General features: G+C 74.4%; 20 protein-coding genes and 1 pseudogene. 5 read left to right on the top strand and 16 right to left on the bottom strand.

Features of this window, described 5'->3' with window-relative positions; genetic code table 11:
• Positions 1–25 precede the first annotated feature (25 nt).
• On the bottom strand, positions 26–1,012 hold the full coding sequence (locus tag GKE82_RS17660; protein ID WP_154734199.1) for a VWA domain-containing protein: 987 nt from the start codon (positions 1,010–1,012) through the stop codon (positions 26–28).
• Entirely contained in the window at positions 1,009–2,181 is a 1,173-nt protein-coding gene (locus GKE82_RS17655; RefSeq protein ID WP_154734198.1) for a S1C family serine protease, read from the bottom strand. Before GKE82_RS17655 ends, GKE82_RS17660 begins: the two co-directional genes overlap by 4 nt.
• 106 nt (positions 2,182–2,287) lie before the next feature.
• On the opposite strand from GKE82_RS17655, the gene GKE82_RS17650 reads away from it, so the two are divergent.
• The 3 genes from GKE82_RS17650 to GKE82_RS17640 are packed head-to-tail and all read left to right on the top strand — an operon-like array spanning position 2,288 to position 4,188.
• On the top strand, positions 2,288–2,605 hold the full coding sequence (locus GKE82_RS17650) for a GNAT family N-acetyltransferase (protein ID WP_154734197.1): 318 nt from the start codon (positions 2,288–2,290) through the stop codon (positions 2,603–2,605).
• 5 nt (positions 2,606–2,610) lie between these two features.
• Entirely contained in the window at positions 2,611–3,474 is an 864-nt protein-coding gene (locus GKE82_RS17645) for an aldo/keto reductase (protein WP_230316210.1), read from the top strand.
• A gap of 30 nt (positions 3,475–3,504) precedes the next feature.
• Positions 3,505–4,188: an SDR family NAD(P)-dependent oxidoreductase gene (locus GKE82_RS17640; RefSeq protein ID WP_107568366.1), complete on the top strand. Its 684-nt coding sequence runs from the start codon at positions 3,505–3,507 to the stop codon at positions 4,186–4,188.
• 105 nt (positions 4,189–4,293) lie between these two features.
• On the opposite strand, the gene GKE82_RS30400 is transcribed toward GKE82_RS17640, so the two are convergent.
• The 6 genes from GKE82_RS30400 to GKE82_RS17610 all read right to left on the bottom strand — a co-directional run bounded on the left by GKE82_RS30400 (position 4,294) and on the right by GKE82_RS17610 (position 11,683).
• Positions 4,294–6,687, bottom strand: a complete 2,394-nt coding sequence (locus GKE82_RS30400; protein ID WP_154734196.1) for a hypothetical protein — start codon at positions 6,685–6,687, stop codon at positions 4,294–4,296.
• 145 nt (positions 6,688–6,832) lie between these two features.
• Positions 6,833–7,408, bottom strand: coding sequence for an RNA 2',3'-cyclic phosphodiesterase (thpR, locus tag GKE82_RS17630; RefSeq protein ID WP_154734195.1), 576 nt, complete (start codon positions 7,406–7,408; stop codon positions 6,833–6,835).
• Between the two features lie 13 nt (positions 7,409–7,421).
• Positions 7,422–8,192 (bottom strand): peptidoglycan DD-metalloendopeptidase family protein, encoded by a 771-nt coding sequence (locus GKE82_RS30935; RefSeq protein ID WP_154734194.1) that lies wholly within the window; start codon positions 8,190–8,192, stop codon positions 7,422–7,424.
• Positions 8,193–8,247: 55 nt separating this feature from the next.
• The gene (locus GKE82_RS17620; RefSeq protein ID WP_154734193.1) at positions 8,248–9,726 is read right to left on the bottom strand and encodes an NAD(P)/FAD-dependent oxidoreductase; all 1,479 of its coding nucleotides are present in this window, start codon (positions 9,724–9,726) and stop codon (positions 8,248–8,250) included.
• A gap of 64 nt (positions 9,727–9,790) precedes the next feature.
• Positions 9,791–10,678, bottom strand: a complete 888-nt coding sequence (locus GKE82_RS17615) for an NAD(+)/NADH kinase (protein ID WP_154734192.1) — start codon at positions 10,676–10,678, stop codon at positions 9,791–9,793.
• A 3-nt stretch (positions 10,679–10,681) separates the two neighbouring features.
• Positions 10,682–11,683 (bottom strand): SPFH domain-containing protein, encoded by a 1,002-nt coding sequence (locus GKE82_RS17610; protein ID WP_154734191.1) that lies wholly within the window; start codon positions 11,681–11,683, stop codon positions 10,682–10,684.
• Between the two features lie 131 nt (positions 11,684–11,814).
• Between GKE82_RS17610 and GKE82_RS17605 the strand changes: the two genes are divergently transcribed.
• Complete coding sequence (locus GKE82_RS17605) at positions 11,815–12,495, top strand: NUDIX domain-containing protein (protein ID WP_154734190.1); 681 nt, start codon at positions 11,815–11,817, stop codon at positions 12,493–12,495.
• A gap of 148 nt (positions 12,496–12,643) precedes the next feature.
• On the top strand, positions 12,644–13,261 hold the full coding sequence (locus tag GKE82_RS17600; RefSeq protein WP_196189284.1) for a YitT family protein: 618 nt from the start codon (positions 12,644–12,646) through the stop codon (positions 13,259–13,261).
• Here the strand turns inward: GKE82_RS17600 and GKE82_RS17595 are convergent.
• From GKE82_RS17595 to GKE82_RS17560, 8 genes and pseudogenes are all read right to left on the bottom strand, one after another.
• A complete protein-coding gene (locus tag GKE82_RS17595; RefSeq protein WP_107568357.1) occupies positions 13,240–13,689 on the bottom strand; it encodes a type II toxin-antitoxin system RatA family toxin in 450 nt (149 codons plus the stop codon). The genes GKE82_RS17600 and GKE82_RS17595 overlap by 22 nt on opposite strands.
• Before the next feature lie 9 nt (positions 13,690–13,698).
• Positions 13,699–14,070 carry a TSUP family transporter gene (locus GKE82_RS30015; RefSeq protein ID WP_309233818.1) on the bottom strand — a complete coding sequence of 124 codons (372 nt, stop codon included), beginning with the start codon at positions 14,068–14,070 and terminating at the stop codon, positions 13,699–13,701.
• An 85-nt stretch (positions 14,071–14,155) separates the two neighbouring features.
• A pseudogene (locus GKE82_RS31570) lies at positions 14,156–14,479 on the bottom strand (TSUP family transporter); the annotation flags it as partial.
• Positions 14,480–14,483: 4 nt separating this feature from the next.
• A complete protein-coding gene (locus tag GKE82_RS17580) occupies positions 14,484–14,924 on the bottom strand; it encodes a rhodanese-like domain-containing protein (RefSeq protein WP_154734188.1) in 441 nt (146 codons plus the stop codon).
• Entirely contained in the window at positions 14,925–15,272 is a 348-nt protein-coding gene (locus tag GKE82_RS17575; RefSeq protein WP_154734187.1) for a rhodanese-like domain-containing protein, read from the bottom strand.
• A 1-nt stretch (position 15,273) separates the two neighbouring features.
• Positions 15,274–17,436 (bottom strand): MMPL family transporter, encoded by a 2,163-nt coding sequence (locus GKE82_RS17570; RefSeq protein ID WP_154734186.1) that lies wholly within the window; start codon positions 17,434–17,436, stop codon positions 15,274–15,276.
• Complete coding sequence (locus tag GKE82_RS17565) at positions 17,433–17,684, bottom strand: DUF2892 domain-containing protein (RefSeq protein WP_154734185.1); 252 nt, start codon at positions 17,682–17,684, stop codon at positions 17,433–17,435. Before GKE82_RS17565 ends, GKE82_RS17570 begins: the two co-directional genes overlap by 4 nt.
• On the bottom strand, positions 17,681–18,034 hold the full coding sequence (locus GKE82_RS17560) for a helix-turn-helix transcriptional regulator (RefSeq protein WP_154734184.1): 354 nt from the start codon (positions 18,032–18,034) through the stop codon (positions 17,681–17,683). Before GKE82_RS17560 ends, GKE82_RS17565 begins: the two co-directional genes overlap by 4 nt.
• Positions 18,035–18,039: the final 5 nt, after the last annotated feature.

The raw sequence follows: 18,039 nt of genomic DNA, 5'->3' as shown, positions 1-18,039 counted from the left end.
TCCTGAGAACGAGGCGCGTCGGCGCTCAGATGACGCGCCCGAACCAGCGGATGGAGGCCAGCGCGCCCAGCAGGATCAGCAGCAGCGCGGTGCCCGCGAAGGTGCTGGAGACCTCCTGCTTGCGGTCCTCCTTGGCGAGCTTCGAGCCGAGGCTCTCGTAGACGCGGTCGAGCTCCTGGGCGTCGCTGATGGCGAACGCCTCGCCGCCCGTGGTCTGCGCGACGTCGCGCATCGCCTGGACGTCGGGCGGCACGTCGCGGACCTGGCCGTCGGAGCCGGTGATCGTGCCGGACTGCGTGCCCAGCGCGACCGTGTAGACGGGGATCTTCAGCTCCTTGGCCTTCTCGGCGGCCTCGGTGAGGCTGCCGCCGCGCACGCTCTTGCCGTCGGACAGCAGGACGATCGCGGACGGGGGCGCCTTGACGGTCTCGCGGCGCAGCCCGGTGAACGGGTCGATCTCGGTCTCCTGGGAGCCCGCCCGCTGGATCATCTCCAGCGCGGAGGTGATCGCGTCCCCGGTCGCCGTGCTGCCCGCCGCCCGGATCGTGCCGAGCGCGGCGCGGACCGCGTCGTGGTCGCGGGTCGGGTTGGCGAGCACGGTCGCCCGCTGGTTGAAGGCGATCGCGCCGAGCCGCAGCGTGTCGGGCGTCGCGTCGACGAACGTCTGCGCCGCATTGCGCGCCGCCACCAGCCGGTTCGGGGCCACGTCGGTCGCGAGCATCGAGCCGGACCGGTCGGTCACCACCACGACGGTCGCCTGCTCGACGGTGACCGCGCGCGTCGTCTGCGGCTTGGCGAGCGCGACGATCAGGCCGGTCACCGCGAGCACCTGCAGCGCGACCGGCACGTGCCGGCGCCAGCGCGGCCGGCGCGGCGCGACCGCGGCGAGCAGCGGCGCGGAGATCAGCGCCCGGCTCCGGGCGCCCGCGCGGCGCTCGTGCACGACGTAGGCCGCGACGATGCCGGGGACGACCAGCAGCGCGATGAACCAGAGCGGGGCGCCGAAGCTCACGGCGTCGCCTGCTCGGGGCGCGTGCCGAGACGCACGCGGACGGTCTCCTGCGCGCCACCGCGGGTGAGCTTCACGTCGACCTCGTCGCCGGGCTTGAGGTCGGCGATCGAGTCGGCGACGTCGTCGGCCTCGCGGACGGCCTTGCCGTCGACCGCGGTGATGCGGTCGCCGACGCGGATCCCGGCCCGGTCCGACGGGCCGCCCGAGACGACCTCGGCGACCGTGGCGCCGGCCGGCCCGCTGACGGGGTCGCCGGTGCTGACGCCGAGGAACGGACGGCGGATCCGCTCGCCGGCCAGCAGGCGCGGCACGATCTCGCGGGCGGTGTTCGACGGGACGGCGAAGCCGATGCCGACGTTGCCGCCGCCCCCGCCCGCGGTCGCGATCTGCGAGTTGACGCCGATGACCCGGCCGGCCCCGTCGAGCAGCGGGCCGCCGGAGTTGCCGGGGTTGATCGGGGCGTCGGTCTGCAGGACCTCGTCGATGCGGAAGCCGTTGGGCGCCTCGATGACGCGCTCGAGGCCGGAGATGATCCCCTCGGTCGCGGTGCGGTCGAGGCCGAGCGGGAAGCCGATCGCCAGCGCGTAGTCGCCGACCCGCACGTCGTCGGAGTCCGCGAGCTTCAGCGGCGTGATGCCCTTGACGTCGTCGGGGTCGGCGCGCAGCACGGCGAGGTCGGTGGACGGGTCGGTGCCGGCGACGCGCGCCTCGATCGGCTCGGCGCCGTCGTCGAGGCGGATCGCCACGGTGCGCGCGTCCTGCACGACGTGCGCGTTGGTGACGACGGTGCCGTTCTTGTCGATGAGGAACCCGGTGCCGGAGCCGAGGCTGCTGCCGGACCGCACCCGGATCGACACGACCGCGCCGCTGGCGCCCGCGTAGAGCTTGGCGGTGGAGGACTGCTTGAGCTGGCCGTTGACGGCGGGCAGCGGCGCGGCCTGGGTGCCGCGCGGGACGCGGTCGGGCTCGTCGTCGCCGAGCGCGGCGATCGCGCTCGCGCCGCCCGCGCCCACGAGCACGGCGGCGCCGACGATCAGCGCGGTGCGACGGCTCTTGCGGGGCGGCTCGGGCGGGAGCGGGTCCATCCACTGCCGCGGCGGCTCGTCGCCGCGCTCGGGCCAGTCGTCGGGGCGGTCGGTCCACAGGCTGGGGTCGCGGCGGCGGGACATGACCGGGAGGGTGTCGCATCCGGCGTCACGCCGCCGTAACGGCCCCCGACCGGCGCGCGCGCCCGCGCCAACTCGGCCGCGCGGGCGGGCCGACTAGGCTGCGGCGATGGCCGCTCCGATCGTCACCCAGCACCCCGACGCCGACAAGCCGCGCTTCGAGGCGCACGTCGACGGTCGCCTCGCCGGCTACGCGGAGTACCTCGTGGCGGGCGTGCGCGTCGTGTTCACGCACACCGAGGTCGATCCGGCGTTCGAGGGCCAGGGCGTCGGCGGGGCGCTCGCGCGCGCCGCGCTGGACTGGGTGCGGACGACCGGCGAGCTCGAGGCGGTGCCGGTCTGCCCGTTCGTCGCCGGGTGGATCCACCGGCATCCGGACTACGCCGATCTGGTCACCCCGGCGCTCCGTCCGCAGTTCCAACGGTGAGCGCGATGGGCATGCCAGAGGGCATGTCCTCCTCCTCTTCCGTCCAGGTCCCCACCGTCACGCTCGACGGCGACGTCCAGATCCCGCAGCTGGGCTTCGGGGTCTGGCAGGTCCCCCCGAAGGAGACCTACCAGGCCGTCGCCGAGGCGCTGCGCGTCGGGTACCGCCACATCGACACCGCCGCCGCCTACGGCAACGAGGCGGGCGTCGGCCAGGCGCTGCGCGCCAGCGGCATCGACCGCGACGACGTCTTCATCACGACGAAGTGCTTCAACGACGACCACGGCAAGGACCAGGCGACCGCGGCGCTGAAGCGGTCGCTGCAGCAGCTCGAGCTCGACCACGTCGACCTGTACCTCATCCACTGGCCCGTCCCCTCCCAGGACCGCTACGTGGAGACGTGGGAGGCGTTCGTCGAGGCGCGCGAGCAGGGCCTCGTGCGGTCGATCGGCGTGTCGAACTTCAACCCCGCGCACCTGCAGCGGCTCGTCGACGAGACCGGTGTCACCCCGGCGATCAACCAGGTCGAGCTGCACCCGTACTTCCAGCAGACCGGGCTGCGCCGCGAGCACGAGGACCTCGGGATCGCGACCGAGGCGTGGAGCCCGCTCGCGCAGGGCCAGGTCTTCGAGGACGACACGCTCGCGGGGATCGCCGAGCGCCACGGGCGCACCGTCTCGCAGGTCGTCGTGCGCTGGCACCTGCAGCTCGGCAACGTCGTGATCCCGAAGTCGGTGACGCCGTCGCGGATCGCGGAGAACTACGACGTCCTGTCGTTCCACCTCACCGAGGCGGACATGGAGGCGATCGCCGCGCTGGACGCCGGCCGGCGGATCGGCCCGGACCCCGAGACGTTCGTGCGGCCGTAGCCGAGCATCGCCGGGTCGTAGGCTCGCTCCATGAGCACACGCGGAGTCGTCGTCGTCAGCGGAGCGAGCCGGGGCATCGGCCGGGAGGTCGCGACGACGCTCGCGGCCGACGGGTGGACGGTGCTGGCGGGGGCGCGTGACCCCGCGACGCTCGAGGGCGTCGACGGGGTCGAGCCCGTGCAGCTGGACGTCACCGACGGAGCGAGCGTCCGGGCGGTCGCGGCGCGGGCGAGCGAGTTCGGCGGCGCGACCGCGCTGGTGAACAACGCGGGCATCATCGGCGAGAACGTGCGCGGCCCGGTCCTCGAGCAGGACCTCCAGGAGGTGCGCCGCGTGTTCGAGACGAACGTCCTCGGCGCCTGGGCGCTGCTGCAGGCGCTGACCCGGCAGCTGCGCGCGGCCGGCCCGCGCGGCCGCGTGGTGAACGTGTCCTCCGGGATGGGCCAGCTCTCCGACGCGCAGTCGGGTGCGGGCGCCTACCGGGTCTCGAAGGTCGCGCTGAACATGCTGACGGTCACGGCGGCCAACGAGCTGCGCGCCGACGGCGTGCTCGTCAACGCGACGTGCCCGGGCTGGGTGCAGACCGACATGGGCGGCCCGCAGGCCCAGCGGACGGTCGCCGAGGGTGCCGCGAGCGTCCTGTGGGGCGTGCGCCTGCCGGACGACGGCCCGACCGGCGGGTTCTTCCGCGACGGTGAGCCGCTGCCCTGGTGAGCGGGGTCGCGTGGACCGCTCATCCTTCCGCGAAGGACGAGCGGTCCACGACGCACCGCGCCGCGCCGGCACCACGCGGGCGCCGGCGCGGCGAGCGTACGAGCCTCAGCTGGCCGCGCGGACGAACACGCACGTGCGGTACGTGCGCGTCTGCTGCACCACCCGACCGCCACGCGTGAGCACCCGGATCCGCAGCGTCACCGTCTGCGCGGGCCGACCACGCAGATCCACCGTGGTGACCAGCCGGCCCTGCTCCCGCCGGACCGCCAGCCGCCTGCCCCCGAGCGTCACGGTCGCCGACCGCGCCCCGCGCAGCAGCCGCACCGTGAACCGCCGCACCGACCGGCACACGTTCGGCGTCACCACCGGCACCGCGGGCGCCGCCGCCGGGCCACCGTCGGGCGTGACCGCCGGGGATGGCGTGGCCGCCGGGGCGGCCGGGCTCGCCGGGGCGGTGCCGATCGTCACCGGATCACTGCACGCGCCCGGGTTGTTGAACCGGTCGGTCACCGTCGCGGAGATCGTCGTCGTGCCCGACTCCGGCGCATCCACGAGGAAGCCCTCGTCGGCCGCCTGCGCGGTCGACAGCGCCGGCTGCGGCGGCCCCGAGCACATCGCCGCCCGGAACAGGAACACCAACCCCGGCTCCGTGCCCGTCACCCGCACCCGCACCTGGGTCGCCGACACCCGCGTCACCGCCAGCGTCGGCTTGCCCGGCGCGACGCCGTCGTGCTCGTAGGTGATCGCCTCCGAGCACGGGGACGCGACCCCGTCCACCGTCGCGGTCGCCGTCAGCGTCGAGACCGTGTTCGCCGGAACCGTGATCGAGATCCCCGCCCCGCCGAGCGCGAACGCCGCCGCCGTGCCCGAACCCACCGGCGCACCCGAGCAGTCCCCCGACCGATACACGGTCACCGTCGACCCCGCCGGAGCGACACCGCGCAGCTTCGGCGACGTCGTGTTCCCGCCCCCGCTCGGGTCGGTCCCGACCTGCGTCGGACGCGCCGGCAGCGGCGCCGCGAACACGTACGCCGCACCGGCGGACATCGCCGTGTTGCTCGTCGGGTCCCCGTTGATGCCGGTCGCCGCGCCGCGCTCGAGATACGCGCCGCTGACGACGGTCCCGCCGCTGACGCCGATGGACCACCCGAGTTGGTCGCTGTTGTCCGCATTGGAGGCCTTCAGGCGGTGCTCCGGCGTCCACGTGGTCCCGGAGCGCGTGTAGGTGAACGCCGCGCCCGACAAGGAGGCAGAGGTGCTCGACGGGTTCGGTCCGTCGACGCCCCGGTCCGTGCTCGACTCGCCGGTCGCACCGACGACGAGCCGGTCGCCGTCGACCGCGATCGCATGGCCGAACGACTGGCCTGCACGGGTGTTGGAGGCCTTCACGTACGCCTGCCGGGTCCACTCGCCCGCAGCGCTGCGGACGAACACCCAGGCCGCACCCGCATCGTTCGCCGAGTCGTCGGCCTCCGTCCCGCCGACGCCGGTGGCGACGCTGTCATCACCGGTGGCACCGATCGCGATCGTGGATCCGTCGATCGCCACCGACCAGCCGAAGCGGTCGTTCGTGGCGACCGTCCCGGCCTTCAGGAACGCCTCCTGCGTCCAGGTCGTCCCCGTCCGGGCGAACACGTAGGCGGCACCGGCCCCCGACGCGGTGTTGTTGGCCTGGTCACCCAGCGGCGACTGACTGGCCTCGCCCCAGGCGCCGACGACGATGCGGTCGCCGCTGACCGCCACCGCGGCGAAGCGGTCGTTGAAGCCGGTGTTGGACGCCTTCAGGTACGCCTGCTGACTCCAGCTCCCGGCGGTGCGCGTGTAGACGTACGCCGCCCCGGACGCCAGGGTGCCGTTGACGTTCTGGTTGCCGTTGACCCCCGTCGACGCGCTGGCCTCGGCGGCCGCCCCGACGACGATCGTGTCGCCGTCGACGCCGACCGACACGCCGTAGTTGTCACCGGCCTCGGTGTTCGAGGCCTTCAGGTACGCCTGCTGCGACCACGTCGTGCCGGTGCGCGTGAACACGTAGGCCGCACCGGAGTTCCCGGCGGTGTCGTCGGCCTCGTTGCCGTTCACCCCGACCGCGGCGCTGTCCTCGTCGCGCGCGCCGACGACGATCGTGTCCCCGTCGACGTCCACCGACCAGCCGAAGCCGTCGTTCTCCCCCGGGTTCGAGGCCTTCAGATACGCCTGCTGCGTCCACGTCGCCCCCGTCCGGACGTACACGTACGCGGCACCGGAGGAGGGCCGTGCCGGCGTGGCGGTCGGGCTGTCGTTCACCCCGACCGCTCCGGAGCCCTCGGCGCGCGCGCCGACGACCATCGTGTCGCCGTCGATCGCCACCCCGTGGCCGAAGAACTGGCCGACGGGACTGTGATGCGGCTTGACGTACGCCTGCTGCGCGAGCGCCGCGTGGGCGCTGGACGCGCCCGCGAGCGCGCCCGGGACGACGACGAGCGCGCACGCGACCGCGCGCCTCAGTGCTGACCTGCTCATGGAACCCCTGCCTTGCCGTTGTGTGGACCCCGGGCGTACCCCCGCCCGGACCTGCCGGCGCGCGATGCTAGGGCGCGACCCGCCGGACCGCCAACCCGCACGTGGGTATTTCCCGCCACCGACCGACGACCCGGCGCGCCGCTGCTCAGCCCAGCGGCACGTCGCCGAGCGCCTCGTAGCGGGCGCCGCCCGGCTCCAGGAACGAGCGGTGCAGCGTCACGACGTCGACCGGGAACGTCGCCTGCGGGGACGGCCCGAGCAGCGGCGCGCCCCCGTCCTGCACCGCGCGCCCGGCGCCGCGCGCGACGGTCACGTGCGGGCGGAAGCGCGCATGGTCCTCCGCGAACCCCACGGCCTCGTCGAGCGCGCGGACGATCCGGTCGCGCAGCTCCCCGAGGGCGGCCGTGGAGTCGACCACGTCGACCGCGAGCGCCCGCGGCCGCCGGGGCGGCAGCCAGCACGGCCCGGCGAGCGCCAGCTCGACCGGGGCGCGGCCACCGGTGAGCGTCCACTCGTCGACCCCCGCTCGCACGGCGCGCAGCGCCGCCTCGACGTCGGCCGCGGGGCGGGCGCCGAGGAAGGCGAGCGTCACGTGCACGTTCGCGGGCGGCACCGGACGCAGGCCCGCGCCGCGGTGGGCGCGCGCCCACGCGGCGAGCTCGTCCGCCAGGCGCGGCGGCGGTGCGACCGCGACGAACAGCCGGTGGCCGGGGCGCGTCACGGTCCGCGGCGCGTCAGCTGAAGCGGTCCCAGCGGTGCAGGAACGGCTGGGGGTCCAGCAGCCGCCCGCCGCGGGTCCGCAGCTCGAAGTGCAGGTGGCAGCCCGTCGTCCGGGCGTTGCCGGTGTCCCCGACCGAGCCGATCGTCTGCCCGGTGCGGACCCGGTCCCCGCGGCGCACGCGCGGCGTGGTGCGCAGGTGCGCGTAGCGGTAGGTGCGCCCGTCGAGCGCGCCGCGGACGATCACCTCGTGGCCGTAGAGCACCGGGTCGAAGCGGCTGCGCACGACGGTGCCGCCGCGCGCGGCGACCATCCGCGTGCCGCACGGCGCGTTGACGTCGTAGCCCTCGTGGGTGCGCCCGCCGTTGCGCGGCACCCCGAACAGCCCGATGACGCCGCGGTCGGCGTGCGGGCCGCGGATCGGGTACATGTGGCCGCGCAGCGTGAACGTCCCGAGCCGCCGGCGCTCCCCGATCGCGGGGGCGACGACGCGGACGCGGTAGCGACCGTCCGCCGCCGCGGCCCCGCTGCCGCGCACGCCGTCCCAGCGCACGACCTGCTCCCGGCCCGGTCGCGCCGCGCGCACCGTGAGCCGTCGCGCGACCGTGCCGTCGCGCTCGGCGACGATCTCGACGTCGAGGTCGAGCGTGCGGCTGCCGGTGGGCGTGAACGCGATCCGCACCGGGTCGCGCACGAGGAAGATCCGCGCGGGGCGTACCTGCTGCTGCGTGACGCCGAAGTCCGGCGGGGGAGCGGCGGCCGCCGCGGTGGCGAGGAGCGCGAGCACGGTCGCGGATCATAGACGCGGCCGGGGGCGCTCCCGGCCGCGTCGGCGCGACCGGTCAGGCGGTCGCGGGCTCGCGCGGGGACGCGGTCCCGAACACGAGGTCGGCGTCCTCGATCGGCCCCTCGCGCAGGCGCGCGACGTCCGCCTCGTAGGCCATCTCCACGGTCCAGGCGCCCTCCGCGCCCGCCTGCGGGAACCGGTCGATCCCGCGCTGCACGTAGCCGGAGCTGAGGTCCATCAGCGGGGCGCGCCGGATCTCGCGGTCCAAGCGCGGCGTGAACGTCGTCTTGCCGTGCGCGTCCATGTGGTCGAGCAGGCGGCAGAAGTGCTCGCAGACGAGATCGACCTTCAGCGTCCACGACGCGTTCGTGTAGCCGAACGCGAACGCGAAGTTCGGCACGTTCGACAGCATCATGCTCTTGTAGACGACGCAGCCCGGGATCGAGACGTCCTCGCCGTCGACCGCGAGCTCGATGCGGCCGAACGCCAGCATGTTCAGGCCGGTCGCCGTGACGACGACGTCCGCCTCGAGGACGCGGCCGGAGGTCAGGCGGATCCCCTCGGGGACGAAGCGGTCGATCGTGTCGGTGACGACCGACGCGTCGCCGCGACGGATCGAGCGGAAGAAGTCCCCGTCGGGGACCATGCACAGCCGCTGGTCCCACGGGTCGTAGGACGGGTTGAAGTGCGTGTCGACGTCGTAGCCCTTGGGCAGCCGCCGGCGCGCGTCGGCCATGATGACCTTGCGGACCGCCTTCGGGTAGCGCTGCGCGAGCTTGTACAGGCCACGCTGGATGCGGATGTTCTTGCGGCGCGTGCTCTGGTGCGCGCGCTCCTGCCCGACGAACCGCTTGAGCAGCTGCGCGACCGGGTCCACGGACGGGATCGACAGCACGTAGCTGGGGGAGCGCTGGAGCATCGTGATGTGCGCGGTCTCGCGCGCCATCGACGGGATCAGCGTCACCGCGGTCGCGCCGCTGCCGATGACGACGACGCGCTTGCCGGTGTAGTCGAGGTCCTCGGGCCAGTGCTGCGGGTGCACGAGCTGGCCCTCGAAGTCCTCGAGGCCCGCGAACTCCGGGGTGTAGCCCGCCTCGTAGTCGTAGTAGCCGGTGCCGAGGAACAGGAACCGGGAGGTCACCTCGACGGTCTCCCCGTCGGGCCGCTCGGCGGTCACCGTCCAGGTGCCGGTGTCGGTGGCGTACTCGGCGCGACGGACCTGGTGGCCGAAGCGGATGTGGGGGCCGATCCCGGCGCTGTCGACGGTGTCCTGCAGGTACTCGACGATGTACTGCGCCTCGGCGATCGACTTCTCGTGCGTCCAGGGCTTGAAGTCGTAGCCGAAGGTCGGCATGTCGGAGTCCGAGCGGATGCCCGGGTACTTGAAGAGGCTCCAGGTGCCGCCGATCTCCTGCCGTCCGTCGAGGATCGCGAACGTCGTGCCCGGTCGCTTCGTGCTCAGGTGGTGCGCGGCCCCGATGCCCGAGATGCCCGCGCCGACGATGAGGACGTCGACCTCCGCTGTGGTGCTCATCCCTCCATGCTGCCGGGCGCGGGGCCGTCTGTCCATGTGGGACGGCCACAGACCCGCGCGCGACTCAGACGAGCAGTCGCAGGCGCCGGTCGGCGACGCCGATGCGCACCCGCTGGGCCCAGTCGAGCGTGAGCCGATCGTCCTCGATGCCGTCCCCGAAGACGACCCCGCCTTCGTCGAGCTGGCAGGTGGCGGTCAGCTCGTCGCGGGCGGCGAGCAGGCCCGCCGTCAGCGACGCGCCGGTGGCCGGGCCGGCCCACGCCTCGCGGACGAACCAGGCGAGCCGCTCGTCGGTGGGGGCGGGCAGGGCGAGCCGCTCGCCCCGCGCGGCGTTGATGCTCGCGGCCCAGCCGGTCGCGCCGGTGCCGGTCGTGACGATCAGCCCCGAGGACGAGTGGCGCTCCCGGGCGTCGCCGACGTCCAGGACGTAGCGGGCCGACTGGTGGGTGCGGTGTCCGAGGAAGATCTCGTTGAGCGCCAGCAGCCGCTGCCCGTCGTCGAGCCGCGCCTGCACCATCGTGCGCTGCTCGCTGCGGTCGCGGCCGGCGAGCAGGTCGGCGCAGAGGTCGGCGAGCGCGTCCGGCGGGTGCGGCACGAGCAGCCCGGGGTTGCGTCCGGGGTCCGGGTCGAGCCCGACGACCGGCTGCCCGTCCAGGTACTTCGCGACGTTCGCGACGAGGCCGTCCTGTCCGAGGACGACGACGACGTCGTCGGGCCCGAACAGGAACCGGTCGAGCTTGGCCCGGTCGACGGTCGCCCGCCGCCAGTCCGGGGGGACGGCGGCCAGCACGCGGGTGCGGGTCTCCTCGTAGCGCAGGTGGCGCTCCTCGACCTCGGCGAGCTCGAGGTCCCGCTGGGCGAGGAAGAACCGGGCCTGCTCGCGCGTGCCGTGCCGCGCGAGCAGCTGCCGGTACTCGGTGGGGCGCTCGACGAGCACGGCGCGGGGGAGCATCGCCTAGCCCTCCTGGCGCCCGACGCGCGCCAGCAGCGGCGTGAGCATGTCGGGGGTGATCGTCAGGTGCTCGATGGCCCCGAGCTGGCCGGCGAGCTCGCGGACGGCGAGGGCGAGCAGGACCTCGGGCGGGGTCTGCGCGTCGATCTGCGCGCGGGCCTCCTCGATCCGCAGGCGGGCCCCGTCGACGAGGTCGATCGTCGCGGCGTCGCGGCGGGCGCCCAGCTCGGCGCGCTCGTCGGCGGCCTGGGCGGCGACGAGCGCGGCGGCCGCCTCCTCCTCGGCGCGCCGGCGGGCGTTGGCGCCGTCCTGGGCGACGAGCTCCTCCTCGCGGCGGGCGAGCTCGATGCGGTTCTTCAGCTCGTTGTCGGCGATCGCACGCTCGTTCTCGACGGCCAGGGCGCGGCGGCGGAACGTCGCCTCGTCGGCCTTCTGCTGGATCGCCTCGCGGGTGGGCTGCTGGAGGGCCCGCTCCATGTCCGCGGTCGGGGTGACGGCGGCGACGCGCACGGCGACGACCTCGAGGCCGAGCTCGTCGAGTGCGATCTCGGCGTCGAGGCCGGCCGCGATCCGGTCGCGGATCGGGGCGACGCCGTCGGCGAGGATGCGGCGCAGCTCGACCTTGACGAGGTCGTCGATGACGAACTGCTGGGCGAGCTGCATGAGCAGGCCGGCGAGCTGCTCCAGCGGCGTCTGGGTCCAGCGGCCGGTCTCGAGGTCGATGGCGAAGTCGATGCGGCGGGCGAGCAGCTCGGGGTCCGTGACGCGGAAGGTGATGACGCCCTGGACGGTGAGCTCCTGGAAGTCGGCGCTGCGCACGTGGAAGACGAACGGCAGCTCGCGGTCGTCGACGGGGACCTCGGCGACGGCGGTGTTGATCGGGCGGAACCAGAAGGCCGCCCCGGGGCCGGCGGTGGTGAGCGTGCCGCCGCGGTAGCGCAGCACGTGGCTCGTGGGCTCGGCGCGGAGGTGACGGAAGAGGGGGAACTGCCTGATCTCGGCCATGGGGTCGATTCCTTTCTGGTCGTAATGCCTAAAAGGACCCTAGACCTGCGACACGCGGCGCGTCAAGCAGATATTGGTCAATCTGCCTATTTGGCGCGTATGCGCTCCCTGCGCTGCGTAGGCTGCCGGACGTGCCGTGGACCGCGACCAACTCCGAGGGCCACCCCGCCCCCGCCGCCCTGGCGGTCGACGCCGTCGTCCTGCGGGTCGCCGACCGCCGGCTCGAGGTGCTCGCGCTCCGCACGGAGGACGGCCGGCGCGCGCTGCCCGGCGGCCTGCTCGGCCCCCGCGACGACCCGGCCGAGGCGGTCCGCCGGGTCCTCGCGGAGAAGACCGGGCTCGACGGGATCTACCTCGAGCAGCTCGCCGCCTTCGCCGACCCGGACCGCGACCCCCGGGGCTGGATCCCGTCGATCGCCCACCTCGCCCTCGTCCCCGCGGACACGACCCCCCGTGACCCCGCGGCCCGCTGGGTCGCCGCGCGCGGCCGGCACCGCTGGGCCCACGACCACCGCGACATGCTCGCCCTCGCGGTGGACCGCGTCGAGGGGAAGCTGTGGTGGTCCAACGTCGCGGTGGGGCTGCTCCCCGCCGCGTTCACCCTCAGCCAGGCCCGTGCCGTCTACGAGGGCGTCGCCGACACGGGCTACGACGGCGCCACGTTCGCGCGGGACCTCAAGGCCACGGGGCTCGTCGAGCCCACCGGCGAGCGGCGCAGCGACGGCCCGGGCCGCCCGGCCGCCCTCTACCGCTTCGTCACCGCCGCGCCCGCCTGGGGCGCCGGCCGGCGCAAGCGCGTCTCCCCCGCCTGACCGCGGCGCCCCGCACCGGCACCCGGCGGCCCCCGGGACGCCCCGGCCCCGCGACCGCCGTACGAACCCCCGTGCCCAGCGCGGTGTTCGTACGGCGGTCGCCCGCACGACACGCCGGTGACGAGCCCGGGTGCGGGAGGATGGCCGCGTGCCGCGCCGCCTCGTCCAGCTCTACCTCGGCCTCGTGCTCTACGGGGCCAGCGGCGGCGCGATCCTGCTCGCCGGGCTCGGCGTCGATCCGTGGGACGTGCTGCACCAGGGCCTCTCCCGGCAGACCGGGATCGGCGTCGGCATCTGGGTGATGCTCGTCGGCGCGGCCGTGCTGCTGCTGTGGATCCCGCTGCGCCAGCGTCCGGGCCTCGGGACGGTCAGCAACGTGCTCGTCGTCGGGCTCGTCATCGAGCTGATGCTCACGACGCTCGAGACCCCGGACGATCTCGCGGCGCGCTGGGCACTGCTGCTCGGCGGCGTCCTCTTCAACGGCGTCGCGACCGGCCTCTACATCGGCGCGCGCCTTGGGCCGGGCCCGCGCGACGGCCTGATGACGGGCTACGTCGCGCTGCGCGGCGGCTCGATCCGGGCGGTCCGCACGACGATCGAGGTCGCCGTGCTCGTGGTCGGCGCCGTGCTCGGGGGCACGGTCGGGATCGGCACGCTCGTGTACGCGGTCGGCATCGGGCCGCTCGCGCACGTGTTCGTCCCGCTGTTCGAGGTCCCCGGGGCGCGGCCCGCGGACCCCGAGCCTCAGCCCTGCGCCTCGACGTAGGTCTTCAGCTTCGTGGGCATCGACTCGACGAGCTGGCCGCGCAGCACGTCGACGAGCGGGCCGCGGATGACCATGCCGAGCGTGCGGCCGAAGTCGACCTCCATGTGGACGGTCGCCTTCGTGCGGTCGCCGCCGAGGTCCTCGAACTCCCAGCGGCCCTTGATCGACTTCAGCGCGCCCTTCTCCTGCTCCCAGGTCAGGCCCGAGTTCGGCGTGTAGGCGAAGCGCATCGTCACGTCGATCGTCTTGACCTTCAGATCGGTCTCCATGACGACCTTCGTCTGCTCGCCCGCCGCGTTGGTCTCGACGACGTCCGCGGACTTGATCTCCGGCTGCCACTTGGGCGCGATGCCGGGCTCGGCGGCGATGGCGTAGACGGTCTGGATGGGCGCGTCGATCTCGACGCTCGCGGTTCCGGTGAGGGCCATGCCCGGACCCTATCCGGGCGGTCCGCCCAGCAGCGAGACGTCCACCAGCAGGAAGGCGGCGACCGCGACGACCATGACGGCGAACGCCTTGCCGAGCGTGGCCTGCGGCAGCCGCGCGCCGACGAACGACCCGGCCAGCGCCCCGGTGGCGGTGGCGCCCGCGAGCGCGGCGGTCAGCCCGATGTCGGCGAGACCGGCGCCGGCGACGAGGTGGCTGGCGAGCGCGGCGAGCCCGGTCAGCGTGATGATGACCAGCGAGGTGGCGACCGCCCGGCGGAAGCGCATGCCCAGCCAGACCGTCAGCAGCGGCACGATGACGAAGCCGCCACCGACCCCGAAGAACCCGGTCAGGAGCCCGACGCCGAGCCCGGCCGGCGCGATCCGGCGGCCGGTGACGACCGCGCACAGGCCGTCCTCCTCCCCCCTCGTGGTCCTCGCACGCGCGCCGCCATGTGGCCGCTGCCGCGGTGAGCATCACCGGGATGAACGACAGGACGAGGACCTTCGGGTCGGCCTGCTCGTTGAGCACCGCGCCGCCGAGCGCGCCGAGCGCGGCCGGCCCGGCGAACAGCAGCGCGACCCGCCAGCAGACCGTGCCGTCCAGCGCGGGACGCCCCGCCCCGACGGCCGCCGCGAGCGCGACGACGACGAGCGACGCCGTCGACGCGGGCCCGGGCGGCTCCCCGAGCACGTAGACGAGCACCGGCAGCGCGAGGATCGCCCCGCCGCCGCCGACGGTGCCGACGACGAGCCCGATGGCGAGGCCGAACGGGATCGCGAGCGCGATCACGAGCTCAGAGCACCCGCCCGTCGGCGGGGACGATCGGCAGCCCGGCCGCCAGCCAGGCGCCCATGCCGCCGTCGACGTTGATGACCTGCGTCAGTCCGGCGTCGACCGCCGCGCGTGCGGCCTGGCCGCTGCGGTTGCCCGAGCGACAGATGAAGGCGATCGGGCGGCCGGCCGCCTCGGTACGCAACCGGTCGAGCCGGCCGGGGACCTCGGCGAGCGGCACGTGCTGCGCGTCACCGGCGTGGCCTGCCTGCCACTCGTCGTCCTCCCGGACGTCGACGAGCAGGACCTCGCCGTCAGCAACGCGCGGTGCGATCTGCGCGGGCGTGACCGTCGTGAACGACGCATCGGGAGTCGCGCCGGTGGAGCGGTCGTCGCCACCGCAGGCGACCAGACCGCCCGAGGCGGCGAGCGCGATCAACGTGCTCAGCAGTCGTCGGCGCATCTAGCGACCCTTCGTCGTCGTGGGGAGTCCGGCCCGCTGCCAGGCCAGCATGCCACCCCGGACGTTCGCCGCGTGCAGACCGTGTTGCCGGGCGGCGCTCACCGCGGCGCCGCTGCGCATCCCGGACTTGCAGACGAAGGCGACGTCACGGCCGTCGGCGGCGAGCTGCGCGCAGGCGGCACCGACGCCGGCGAGGGGCACGTTCCGCGCCCCGGGCGCGTGCCCGGAGCGGAACTCCCCCGGCTCGCGGACGTCGACGAGCAGCAGCTCCCCGGCCGCCGCCCGCTCCTGGGCGGCGGCCGGGGTCAGGGCGGCGGAGCGCCCGAGGAGGCGATCGAGGAACCCCATGTCAGTGACCGAACCGGACGTCGGGGAGGATCCGCTTGAGCGGTGCGGGCACCGCCCAGGCGGCGCGGCCGATCAGCCGCAGCAGGACCGGCACGAGCAGCAGGCGCACGAGCGCCGCGTCGAGCAGCACGGCCACGCCGAGGATGATCCCCATCTCCTTCGGGGGCAGCGGCCCGGACAGCGCGAAGGTGAAGAACACGGCGACCATGACGGCGGCGGCGGCGAAGATCACGCGGCCGGAGTGGGCGAGGCCGCCGACCATCGCCTCCTTCGGGTCACCGGTGCGGTCCCAGTGCTCCTTGGCGGACGACAGCAGGAAGACCGTGTAGTCCATCGAGATCGCGAAGATCATCGCGAAGAAGAACACGGGCCCCCAGGCGTCGAGGAAGCCCTGGGACTCGAAGCCGAGCAGGCTCGCCCCGTGGCCGTCCTGGAAGACGAGCTTCGCGACGCCGAACGCCGCGCCCGTGGCGAGGAGGTTCGTGACCGTGCCGATCAGCGCCACGAGCGGCGCCTGCAGCGCCACGAGCAGCAGCAGGAAGCCGAGCGCGAGGACGACGCCGATGACCAGTGGGGTCTTGGCGGCGAGCTCCTGCTCGAGGTCGTGGTTCTCCGCGGTGGCCCCGCCGACCTGGCTGCCCGCGGGCAGGGTGTCGCGCAGGCGGTCGATCGTCGCGCCGACCGACGGGTCCGAGGGGTCCGTCCTGGGGACGGCCTGGAGCAGCACGACGTCGCCGCTGCGACCGGGCTGGGCCGGGGCGACCTGCGCGATCCCGCCGTCGGCCTGCAGGGCGGTGCGGGCCGCGTCGGCCTCGGCGGTCGGGACGACGACCTGCAGCGTGCCCGGCGCCCCGGGGCCGAACGCGTCCTGGACCAGGCCGTAGCCGACGCGCGAGGAGTCCTCCTGGGGCACGACCTTGATCGACGGCATGCCCGTGTCGAGGTGCAGGACCGGGACGGCGAGCGCCAGCAGGACGCCGAGGGCCGCGAGACCGGCGAGCCAGGGCCGGGCCCAGAGCCGCTCACCCCAGGCGGCGAAGCGCGCGGAGCGCGGCTCGCTCGTCTTCGCCCACGGGACCGCCCGGGCGTTGATCCGGTGCCCCTTGCGACCGAGCACCGCGGGCAGCAGCGTCAGGCTCGCGGCGAGGACGAAGATGACGCTCACCATGATCCCGCCGGCCATCGACCGGAACGCGGGGCTGTCCACGAGCATCACCGCGCTGAGCGAGATCAGGACGGTGATGCCGCTGAAGAGCACGGCCTTGCCGGCGGTGTCCATCGTCGCCGCGACCGCGTCGGGGACGTCGTCCGGCGTCTCGCGCAGCGCGGCGCGGAAGCGCATCACCACGAACAGCGCGTAGTCGATGCCGAGCGCGAGCGCGAACATCAGCGCGAAGTTCATCGCCCAGATCGAGATGTCGAACACGTGCGTGCCGAGGTACAGGGAGCCGGCGGAGGCGACCAGGCCGAGGATCGTGAGCAGCAGCGGCAGACCGGCGGCGGCGAGGCCGCCGAACGCGAGCACGAGGATGCTGAGGGTGACCGGCCAGCTGTAGAGCTCGCTCTTCATCATCGCGGCGCGGTTGGCCTCGTTGAAGTCCGACCACAGCCCCGAGGCGCCGGTCATGGCGATCTCGATGCGGTCGTCCCCGAGCGCGCGCACCGGCTCCTTCAGGTCGTCCGCCGCGCGGACCATGTCGTTGGCGTCCGCCGCGGCGCCGGCCATCACGATCGCGGTGCGGCCGTCCTGGCTGATCGTCACGCCGGGCTGCGGCCCGACGACCTGCGAGACCCGGTCGTCCTCCTGCAGCACCCGCGTGACCGCGGCGATGCGCTGCGCGAACGCGGGAGAGGTCGCGGTGTCCGTGGTGCTGTGCAGGGCGACCATCAGCCCGGTCGAGTTCAGCCCGCCGAACTCCTGCTGGACGAGGTCGCGGACCTGGACGGACTCCGAGCCGGAGTCCTGCCAGCCGGCCCCCGAGAGCGCGTGCTCGACCTTCGGGGCGAAGACGCCCAGGCCGATGACGAGGACCGCCCAGACGGCGAACACGGCACGACGATGCGTGGCCGCCCAGCGGCCGAGTCGGCCGATCGGGCCGTGGTGGTGCGGCGTCGCCGCGGCCTGAGAGACGGGCGCGGGCGGACGGGGAACGGTGGTGCTCATCGGGGGACGCTCCTGGGGAGACGGAAGACGCGGGTGAGGATCAGGGAGGCCGGGCAGTCGCCGACGGCGACGAACAGCCACTGGTTGAGACCGACGAACGCGGCCAGCAGGACGAACCACTCGCTGACCGCGAGGGCGAGGACGGCGGCCAGGACGGTCATCGTCCCGGCCATCGCGAAGAGCACGCGCTCCAGCGGCCAGCCGGTGCGGCGGGCCACGGCGTCGGCGGGGCAGGCCGGCGCGCTCATCGTGCCGACTCCTGCTCGGTGCCGCCGAGCAGGGCGGTCAGCTCGGAGAGCTGCTGCTGCAGCCCGCCGCAGACCTGCTCGCAGAGGTCGAAGACGGCGCGGTCGGCGATCGCGTAGATCGAGCTGGTGCCCTCCTTGCGCCGCGAGACGATGCCGGCCTGGAGCAGGACGCCGAGGTGCTTGGAGACGTTCTGCTGCGAGGCGCCGAGGCGCTCGGTGAGCTCCCCGACGGACAGCTCCTCCTCGCGCAGGAGGTCGAGCGCGCGGATGCGCAGCGGGTCACCCATGACGCGGAAGCGCTGGGCGATGAGCTCGGCGAGGTCGGCGGGGATGGGATGCGGGACGGCCATGGTCG

The sequence above is a fragment of the Conexibacter sp. W3-3-2 genome (genome assembly GCF_009707605.1).
GTDB lineage: Bacteria > Actinomycetota > Thermoleophilia > Solirubrobacterales > Solirubrobacteraceae > Paraconexibacter > Paraconexibacter algicola.
Note: the sequence above shows the minus strand (reverse complement) of the source record. Positions and strands in the feature narration are given on the sequence as shown.

Bases quoted from the DNA above. Each gene is read 5' to 3' on its own strand.
- GKE82_RS17640 (WP_107568366.1), top strand. From the start codon at position 3,505: ATGAGCACACGCGGAGTCGTCGTCGTCAGCGGAGCGAGCCGGGGCATC.
- GKE82_RS17610 (WP_154734191.1), bottom strand. From the start codon at position 11,683: ATGGCCGAGATCAGGCAGTTCCCCCTCTTCCGTCACCTCCGCGCCGAG.
- GKE82_RS30400 (WP_154734196.1), bottom strand. From the start codon at position 6,687: ATGAGCAGGTCAGCACTGAGGCGCGCGGTCGCGTGCGCGCTCGTCGTC.
- GKE82_RS17570 (WP_154734186.1), bottom strand. From the start codon at position 17,436: ATGAGCACCACCGTTCCCCGTCCGCCCGCGCCCGTCTCTCAGGCCGCG.
- GKE82_RS17655 (WP_154734198.1), bottom strand. From the start codon at position 2,181: ATGTCCCGCCGCCGCGACCCCAGCCTGTGGACCGACCGCCCCGACGAC.
- GKE82_RS17560 (WP_154734184.1), bottom strand. From the start codon at position 18,034: ATGGCCGTCCCGCATCCCATCCCCGCCGACCTCGCCGAGCTCATCGCC.
- GKE82_RS17620 (WP_154734193.1), bottom strand. From the start codon at position 9,726: ATGAGCACCACAGCGGAGGTCGACGTCCTCATCGTCGGCGCGGGCATC.
- GKE82_RS17615 (WP_154734192.1), bottom strand. From the start codon at position 10,678: ATGCTCCCCCGCGCCGTGCTCGTCGAGCGCCCCACCGAGTACCGGCAG.
- GKE82_RS17595 (WP_107568357.1), bottom strand. From the start codon at position 13,689: ATGGCCCTCACCGGAACCGCGAGCGTCGAGATCGACGCGCCCATCCAG.
- GKE82_RS17565 (WP_154734185.1), bottom strand. From the start codon at position 17,684: ATGAGCGCGCCGGCCTGCCCCGCCGACGCCGTGGCCCGCCGCACCGGC.
- GKE82_RS17650 (WP_154734197.1), top strand. From the start codon at position 2,288: ATGGCCGCTCCGATCGTCACCCAGCACCCCGACGCCGACAAGCCGCGC.
- GKE82_RS17645 (WP_230316210.1), top strand. From the start codon at position 2,611: ATGGGCATGCCAGAGGGCATGTCCTCCTCCTCTTCCGTCCAGGTCCCC.
- GKE82_RS17580 (WP_154734188.1), bottom strand. From the start codon at position 14,924: ATGCGCCGACGACTGCTGAGCACGTTGATCGCGCTCGCCGCCTCGGGC.
- GKE82_RS17575 (WP_154734187.1), bottom strand. From the start codon at position 15,272: ATGGGGTTCCTCGATCGCCTCCTCGGGCGCTCCGCCGCCCTGACCCCG.